We start from the raw sequence: 10,182 nt of genomic DNA, 5'->3' as shown, positions 1-10,182 counted from the left end.
CAATGCTGTACGGCCCTTCTGCAAGTGCCGTCGGTACTTCCACTGAGAAGTTGCCGCTCGCATCCACGGTGGTGGTAAAGGTTTGCTCTGCCCCTAAATCATCGATAACCGTAAAGGTGATCACGGTTCCTTCTAGTGCATCACTGGTGCCGCTTAGGGTCGGTGTAACATCGTTACTTGAACCTGGGCTAGTTAAATCAAGCGTTGGCGCAATGGTATCAACCTCCCCTGCACCTGTGGCGGTCGCAGTGTTACCCGCTGTATCGCTTACGCTTGCACTTACGGTAAAGTTGCCCTCAGCAAGGGCTGTTGTAACCGGCACTGACCATGTACCAGTTGCGCCTACTGTGGCGGTAATGGTTTGCGCTGCACCGGCATTGTCTGTCACAACAATTGTTACTTCACTGCCTTGTGGCGCATCACTTGTGCCGGAGATCGTCGGTGTTGTGTCGTTGCTAACGCCGTTATCTGTAATAACAAGGCTCGGTGGGGTTAAATCAATCTCACCGGTTTCGCTCGCGCTGCCGATATTACCCAGACCATCGTCTACTTCTGCGGTTACCGTGTATTCGCCTTCAGTTAGTTCAGTTGGTGCAGCAACGCTCCACACGCCACTGGTTACTGTGGTGGTTGTGGTGGTTTCAGCGCCTGCACTGTCTACAAACGTTAGGCTAATGGTGGTGCCATCTGCTGCATCGCTTGTCCCATTAATGGTTGGTGTGGTGTCGTTGGTATCAACCAAGGTATTAATGCTAATGCTTGGCGCGGTAGTGTTCAGCGTGGCTGTTTCACTAACTGTGGTGGTGTTACCGGCGTTGTCGCTCACGCTGGCTTCAATGGTCAGCTCACCATCGCTTAAGGCGTTCGGTACATCCGCTGACCAGCTGCCACCTGCTTGGACTGTGGCTGTAAAGGTTTCGGTGGTAATGCCATCGCTAACGCTGATGCTGATTACCGTGCCGGCTGGTGCATTCGTGGTACCACTAATGGTTGGCGTGCTGTCGTTGGTAGCGCCTACAGTGTCGAGTGTCAGTGTCGGTGCAAGGCTATCAAGGGTGCCCGATTGCGTAGCGCCGCCTGTATTGCCCGCCGCATCCGTAATGCTGGCTTGTACACTGTAGCTGCCATCAGGTAATTCTGGGCTGATTGCTTGCCAATTGCCGTTGACATCCACGGTGGCGGTGAGCGGTGTTTCATCGCCATTACTGTCGGTGATTACAATGTTTACAACTGTGCCTTCTGGCTCAGTTGAAGTACCACTAATAAGTGGTGTGCTGTCGTTACCAAGCCCCAGTGCATCCACGGTTACAACCGGGGTTATGGTATCTACATTGCCACTGCTGTTGGCGGTGCTCTCATTGCCTGCGGCATCAGTAATACTGGCCGTCACAGTAAAGTCACCTTGTGCCAGCGCACTGGGCACTTCAATATCCCAGTGGCCATCCGTACCAACGGTGGTGGTAATGGTTTGCACAGCACCATCACTGTCGGTCACGCTGAGTGTTACCGTGCCGCCAATTTCGTTACTGGTGCCTTGTAATGTAGGGGTTAAGTCATTTACATCACCCACGGTTTGCATGGTTAATATGGGTGCTTGCGTATCGATGGTGGTGGTTTCACTCACGGTGGTTTCGTTGCCTACGCTGTCGTGTACGCTCACTTCAATTGTGCTTTCACCTTCACTGAGTGGTGTCGCTGGGGTGGCGCTCCACTCGCCGTTGGCATCAACAAGGGCGGTAATGGTTTGTGGGTTACCGTCACTGTCGGTCACCACAATCGTGACTTGTGCCCCTTCGCCTGCGTCACTTGTGCCGCTGATTATAGGCGTGTTGCTATTGCTTTGTGCATCCACCTCAACTGTGAGTGTAGGTGGTGTGTTATCAAAGTCATCTGAGCTGATTGTGCGTGTGTTCCCTGCTGCATCTGTGGCTGTGGCAATCACAGAGCCTACATCCAGTAGTGATACATCAAGCCCCACCAAAGACCAATTACCGTTGGCATCGGTTGTGGTGGTGTAAGTTACACCCACTCCTCCGCCAATAAGTTGCTCGGTGATGGTGATTTCACTGCCTGCTGGCAGGTCAGATGTACCACTGAGGGTAACCAATAAACCAAGCTCGAAGGTCGGCGTAAAGGCAAGAGCCGGTGGAGTTACATCCACTTCACCGCTGTCTGTCCCTGTGCCCGTGTTACCCGCTGCATCCGTGATGCTGGCACTGACACTGTAGTTACCTTCGGCTAAATCAGTCGCTGGGGTGGCACTCCAATTACCATTCGCATCGGTTTGTACATCAATAGTTTGTACGGTATTGGCTGCATCGGTAAAGGTTACCGTGACGGTGCTGTTTGGTGCATCACTGGTGCCCGTTACAGTTGGCGTGCTGTCGTTGGTGAGCGCTGGTGCATCCACACTCACACTTGGCGCGGTGGTATCAATATTACCGCTGCCGGTGATATCAGTGCTGTTACCTGCATCATCGCTAATGCTGGCCTCAATGCTGTAAGGCCCTTCTGCAAGTGCCGTCGGTACTTCCACTGAGAAGTTGCCGCTCGCATCCACGGTGGTGGTAAAGGTTTGCTGGGCTCCTAAATCATCGATAACCGTAAAGGTGATCACGGTGCCTTCAACCGCATCACTGGTGCCGCTTAGGGTTGGTGTGACATCGTTACTTGAACCTGGGCTGGTTAAATCAAGTGTTGGCGCAATGGTATCAACCTCCCCTGTACCTGTGGCGGTCGCTGTGTTACCCGCTGCATCGCTTACGCTTGCACTTACGGTATAACTGCCTTCAGCAACTACTTGTGAGGCAGCCACACTCCACGTGCCATTAGCTCCAAGGGTCGTTGTAACCGTATGGGTCACATTATTACTATCGGTGATTTCAACCGTTACGGTGCTGCCTTGCGGTGCATTCGCGGTGCCGGTGATCGTTGGGGTTGTATCATTGGTAACAACTAGCTCATTCACTTCAATCGCTGGCATAGTGGTGTCAATAATACCGGTTTCTGTGGCGCTGCCGATATTACCCAGACCATCGTCTACCTCGGCGGTCACTGTGTATTCGCCTTCAGCTAATTCAGTTGGTGCAGCAACGCTCCATACGCCACCGGTGACGGTGGTATCAACAGTCGTAATATTACCCGCGCTATCTTCAAACGTTAGGCTAATGGTGGTGCCATCTGCTGCATCGCTTGTCCCATTAATGGTTGGTGTGGTGTCGTTGGTATCAACCAAGGCATTAATGCTAATGCTTGGCGCGGTGGTGTTCAGCGTGGCGGTTTCACTAACCGTAGTGGTGTTACCAGCGTTGTCGCTCACACTGGCTTCAATGGTCAGCTCACCATCAACCAGAGCATTTGGTACATCGGCTGACCAGCTGCCACCCGCTTGGACTGTGGCTGTAAAGGTTTCGGTGGTAATGCCATCGCTGACGCTGATGCTAATTACCGTGCCGGCTGGTGCATTCGTGGTACCACTAATAGTTGGCGTGCTGTCGTTGGTAGCGCCTACAGTATCGAGTGTCAGTGTCGGTGCAAGGCTATCAAGGGTGCCCGATTGCGTAGCGCCTCCTGTATTGCCCGCCGCATCCGTAATGCTGGCTTGTACATTGTAGCTGCCATCAGGTAATTCTGGGCTGATTGCTTGCCAGTTGCCGTTGACATCCACGGTGGCGGTGAGTGGTGTTTCATCGCCATTACTGTCGGTGATTACAATGTTTACAACTGTGCCTTCTGGCTCAGTTGAAGTACCACTAATAAGTGGAGTACTGTCGTTACCAAGCCCCAGTGCATCCACAGTTACAACCGGGGTAATGGTATCTACATTGCCACTGCTGTTGGCGGTGCTCTCATTGTCGGCGGCATCAGTAATACTCGCCGTTACAGTAAAGTCGCCTTGTGCCAGCGCACTGGGCACTTCAATATCCCAATGCCCATCCGTACCAACGGTGGTGGTAATGGTTTGCACAGCGCCGTCACTGTCGGTCACGGTGAGTGTTACCGTGCCGCCAATTTCGTTACTGGTGCCTTGTAATGTAGGGGTTAAGTCGTTTACATCACCCACGGTTTGCATGGTTAATGTGGGTGCTTGTGTATCTAAAGTAATTGTATCGGTTACTGTTGTTGTGTTTCCTGCTTCATCAGACACGCTCACTTCGATGGTGTTATCACCTTCATTCAAGTCTGTTTGAGGGGTTACTTCCCAACTTCCATTGGCATCTACTGTGGTTGTTAGTGTTTGTTCAACACCGTTTTCATCAGTGATCACTACAGTAATCGTTGTACCTACATCGGCATCACTCGTGCCTGAAATAGTCGGTGTTGTATCATTGGTTACAGCATCAAAATCAACGGTTAAACTTGGCCCCGCAGTATCAATATTACCGGTTGCTGTATCTAAAGCACTATTGCCTGCAGCATCAGAAACCTCTGCCTGTACAGTGTAATCCCCTGAAGCCAACTCTTGAGAAAGCTCTACACTCCAATTCCCTTGTGCATCTGTTGTCGTATTAAACGAGCGAACAACTCCTTGCGAATCTGTAACAGTCAAGCTTATTACAGTGCCAGAAACAACGCCTGTAGTATTACCAGCAATAATTGGTGTTGTATCATTACTGGTTTCTAGATCGTTAATTTGTATGGTTGGCGGCGTAATATCAATTACGGCATCAAGTTCTGCTATGGCTGAACCACCGCCTAAATCAGTTACTGTTGCACTGATTGATACACTTCCCTCAGGTAAATCGGCTGGCGGAGTAACACTCCACTGTCCGTTTGCATCAACAACCGTAGTTAAGGTAATAGTCGCACCTGTAGAGTCTGTGATCTGAACTTCAACAGACGAACCTACTTCTGCATTAAATGTATCACCGCTTATTTGTGGGGTTTGATCGTTGGTTTCACCAATCACATCTATAGTGATAGTTAACGCACTTGTATCAATAGTACCAGAGGCGCTTGCAGTACCTTCATTGCCAGCGTTATCGCTAATAGTAGCATCAACAGTATAGCTACCTTCAGCTAAAGCTACGGGTACTTCAACTGTCCAACTTCCATCTGCAATGACTTGTGCGGTGATTGTTTGCACTGCACCATTTGCATCCGTTACAGTTAAAGTAACAGTTGAGCCTGTAGGTTCCCCGCTTACCGTACCTGATAGAGTTGGTGTAGTATCACTTGTATCACCTAGCGCATTTATGGTCACAACCGGCGCAGTTGTATCAACCTCACCTGTGGTAGTGGCCGTGGTTTCATTACCTGCGTTATCGGTTACCGATACCTCAACGGTAAATTCACCTTCACTTAGCTCATTCGGTACATCTACACTAAAGGTGCCATCGGCTTGCACTTCGGTAGTAATGGTTTGTGGGTTACCCGCTTCATCCGTCACCGTAATCGTAACAACGGTGCCCTCTGGCTCACCCGTTGCCGTACCCGAAATAGTGGGTGTGGTGTCGTTAGTATCACCCACGGGATCTATTATTACTGTGGGCGCTGCTGTATCAACTTCGCCTGTGGTCGTTGCTGTAGTTTCATTACCTGCATTATCAGTTACCGATACCTCAACGGTAAATTCACCTTCACTTAGCTCATTCGGTACATCCACACTAAAGGTACCATCGGCTTGCACTTCGGTAGTAATGGTTTGCAGATTACCCGCTTCATCCGTCACGGTGATCGTAACAACTGTGCCCTCAGGCTCACCCGTTGCAGACCCTGAAATAGTCGGTGTGGTGTCGTTGGTATCACCCACCGGGTCAATTAACACTGTAGGCGCTGCGGTATCAACCTCACCTGTGGTGGTTGCTGTAGTTTCATTACCAGCGTTATCAGTTACCGATACCTCAACGGTAAATTCACCTTCACTTAGCTCATTGGGTACATCTACACTAAAGGTGCCATCGGCTTGCACTTCGGTAGTAATGATTTGTGGGTTACCCGCTTCATCCGTCACGGTGATCGTAACAACTGTGCCCTCTGGCTCACCCGTAGCGGTGCCTGAAATTGTAGGTGTGGTATCGTTAGTATCGCCAACTGGGTCGATTATCACTGATGGCGCAGCCGTGTCCACTTCGCCGGTTGTGGTTGCAGTGGTTTCATTGCCCGCAGTATCGGTAACCGATACTTCAACGGTAAATTCACCTTCGCTTAATTCATTCGGTACGTCCACACTAAAGGTGCCATCGGCTTGCACTTCGGTAGTAATTATCTGTGGATTACCCGCTTCATCAGTCACAGTAATGGTAACAACGGTGCCTTCTGGCTCACCCGTTGCACTGCCTGAAATAGTCGGTGTGGTGTCGTTAGTATCACCCACCGGGTCAATTATGACTGTGGGCGCTGCGGTATCTACTTCACCTGCGGTGGTTGCTGTAGTTTCATTACCTGCGTTATCGGTTACCGATACCTCAACGGTAAATTCACCTTCACTTAGCTCATTGGGTACATCTACACTAAAGGTGCCATCGGCTTGCACTTCGGTAGTAATGATTTGTGGGTTACCCGCTTCATCCGTCACGGTGATCGTAACAACTGTGCCCTCTGGCTCGCCCGTTGCAGACCCTGAAATAGTGGGGGTGGTGTCGCTTGTATCACCCACCGGATCAATTGTTAGTGTGGGCGCTGTGGTATCTATGACGCCTGTGGTTGTGGCTGAGGCTTCATTTCCAGCTGCATCAGTGGCTGTGGCCGTTATTGTAAACTCCCCCTCAGCAATTGCAGTCGTTGCACCTACTTGCCAAGAACCATCTTCTGCGACAACTGCCGTTAAGGTTTGCGAATCACCATTAGAGTCTGTTACTAATACAGTGATCAAGCTACCTGGCTCTACATCAGTTGTGGTACCACTAAATACAGGTGTTGAATCGTTAGAGTCAGTAAAGTCATTTACACTAATAGTTGGTGCGGTTAAATCTATAGTGCCAGTTTGTGAGTCTTGCGCGCTATTACCAGCACTATCACTTACATTTGCCACCACACTAAACTCACCCTCAGCTAATGCTTGTGGGACATCTATACTCCATGTGCCATCACCATTTATAGCAGTGACAAATTGCTGCTCAGCGCCAGCATCATCAGTCACAATCACTGTAACCACACTACCCGCTGCTAAACCTTGAGTAGAGCCGCTTATAGTAGGCGTTGTATCGTTTGTATCACCAATATTATCTATAGTTACGCTAGGTGCGGTTAAATCTATGGTGCCAGTAACCGTCGCTGTACTGCTATTACCTGCTTCGTCACTTACACTTGCAGTAACTGTAAAGTCACCTTCGCTAAGCTCATTAAGTATATCGGCGCTATAGCTTCCATCGGCATTAGTAATCGCTGTAATAGTTTGTTGATTACCGTCACTATCGGTTATTAATAAGGTAACCTCAGTACCTTGAGGTACATCTACTACGCTACCTGTCACACTCGGTGTTGTATCGTTTGTATCTGTAATTGGGTTAATAGTAATCGCAGGATCAGTTAGATCAATTTCCCCTACTTCAGTAGCAGAGGCAGTATTGCCAGCAGCATCGGTTACTGTTGCAACAACCGTAAATTGACCCTCGACCAACTCATCGGTTGCTTCGATTGACCACGACCCATCAGCATTTGTGGTTACTTGCACAGTTTCTGTTGCGCCATCGCTGCCTGTAAAGGTAACAGTAACAACCGCACCTGCGTCAACATCTTGCGTAGTACCACTAATTGTTGGAGTGGTATCATTAGTATCAATAATAAAATTAATACTTACGGTTAAATCTACATTACCGACCGTACTTGCTTGTGCCTCATTGCCTGCATCGTCTATAACGGCTGCAACTACGGTAAAATCCCCTTCAGGCAAAGGCTCTGTAACTTGAGCGCTCCAAGAACCATCTTCTTGCGTGACCGCTAAAAGATTAAAAGTACTGCCATCACTTGCGGTAATCGTTAGGGTTATAGTGGTACCAGCAGGCACGTTACCGGTATTACCACTTAAAAATGGCGTGGTATCGTTTGTATCTGCAATAGAGTCAATTTGAATAGAAATAGGGGCAAATGTAACTTCACCACTTGTTTGCGCGGATGCTTCGTTACCCGCCGGGTCACTCACTGTAGCGGTAACACTAAACTCTCCGCCAGGAATAGCGTTGGGCGATTCAACACTCCACGTGCCATCAACTTCAAGTGTCGTTGTTAAGGTTTGTATATTACCGTCGCTATCGGTTACTAAAACAGTAATTACAGAGCCCTCTGGTGCCCCTTCAACACGGCCTACAAAAGTAGGCGTTGTGTCATTAGTGTCTGCAATGGCCGTAACCGTTATCTCAGGGCTAGTTAAATCAACTAACCCTTGCTCTATAGCTTGTGCCTCATTACCTGCAGTGTCGGCCACGGTTGCATTAACTTCAAACTCACCTTGTGCTAAAGGTGTAGAAACACTTACAGACCAGCTGCCATCATCATTTGTTTGCGTTAACAGCGTTTGAACTTGCCCATTAATATCAGTAATAACCACGGTAATTACCGAGCCTGCTGGCACATCTTGCGCAGAGCCAGTAATAATTGGGGTTGTATCTTGCGTATCGGCAATCGCATTAATTTCTACAATTGGCGCCGTTAAGTCAATAACTCCAGCATCACTTGCAAGTGCTTGGTTGCCTACGCTATCACTCACCTGCGCATCAACAGTAAAATCACCTTCTGGTAGTGCCACACCCACATCAACAGCCCAACTACCATCTTCACCGGTAATGGCTGTTAAAAGCTGCACTTCGCCTGCACTGTCGGTTACTGTGATTGTTACTTCAGTACCTTGTGGCACACCGGTTGTAGTACCAGTTAATGGCGGCGTAGCATTATTAGTTTCACCCGCTACTGTAACTGTAATTTCTGGAGCGGTTAAATCAATACTCGCAACAGCTTGGTCAATTGCTTGGTTACCAGCGGCATCAACTGCTACTGCGTTAACATTAAACTCCCCTTCAGCTAAAGGCGATGTAGTGGTAATACTCCAATTACCTTGTGCATCAACTTGTGTAACAATTGTTTGTTGTGTGCCTGTGCTATCGGTAAGAGTTACAGAGACGTTGTCGCCAGTATTCAAACCCGCTACCGACCCCGTAACCGTTACTGTTTGAGATGCAGAGTCTGCAACAGGGTCAATATTAATTACTGGCGCTGTGGTGTCTATTTCAATAGAAATAGCATCGTTAAACGCATTACCATCTGGATCGGTGGCTTCTACAACTACGCTCACGGGTCCATCGGCTATCGGGTTAGGTAGTGTAATTTCAAACGTGCCATCTGGGCCAATAACCGCGCTTACTACTTGAGAGTTACCATTTTCATCTGTCACAGTAATATTTACTGTTTCACCCACTAAGTTTTCACTTGTACCACTAATTGTTGGCTGAGATGAATTAGTTAAACCTACTTCATTTAATGATATAGACGCAGTGCCATCATCAGGAACTACCCCATCAGAGGTATCGCGAATATTTAGCGCTTCTGTAGAATCAGGAGCAAAGCTTGAATCAAATGCAACGCTATTAGGGTTAACCCCCTCCGCAATACGTGTAAGCTGAACAAATGAGCTTCCTCCACCAGAGCCCGCACCACCAGCACCACCTGCGGCTGTTGCTTCTAAATTATCTAAAATATCACCATCGCCCTCTAAGGCATCTAAAAAGTCAGTAACATCAGAATTAGCCGCCGTTTGGCCATCGTTATTATCATTTTGTTCTAAGCTTGCAATGGCCGCATCTAGGCTTTCGTCAAACACTGTGGTTTCGCTGCTATCGCGGGTTTCTTGTGCTAATAAATCAGGGGTGATCTTTACGTTTTGATTAGCAGGAATCGACAGTGTTTCTCCTTGCACATCAATTGTTAGCGATGAATTATCGGCGGTAACCACTAAATCGCCCACAGTAATAGTATCGCCAACTTCAAGTGGCTTAATTGTGCCATCTTCTAAAACAACACCAGCAGACCCTTTTAAGTCTATTACTAATAATTGATTAGATTCCATTTTACTTACCTCAAACATAAGAATTAAAAACTATTAATTAAAATGTAGAACAGCAAAACGCATTAGATACTGTACTCAAGTACAGTTTTTAAAAAAACATTAAAAATAAAAAAGTGGTAGATAATAAATTTTATGCTAGCCAAAACGATTATTTGCGAAATATGCATTTATTGACTAAACCA

At 48.2% G+C, this 10,182-nt stretch carries 1 protein-coding gene; it reads right to left on the bottom strand.

The features are described 5' to 3' along the window. Window positions 1–10,000 (bottom strand): Ig-like domain-containing protein (locus PSH50_RS20640; RefSeq protein ID WP_273610047.1); only part of this gene is annotated, 10,000 nt, incomplete at its 3' end. Window positions 10,001–10,182 lie beyond the last annotated feature (182 nt).

The organism is Pseudoalteromonas sp. Angola-7 (genome assembly GCF_028599255.1).
Lineage (GTDB): Bacteria > Pseudomonadota > Gammaproteobacteria > Enterobacterales > Alteromonadaceae > Pseudoalteromonas > Pseudoalteromonas atlantica.
The sequence above is the reverse complement of the archived record's forward strand: the minus strand, read 5'-3'. Positions and strand labels throughout refer to the sequence as shown.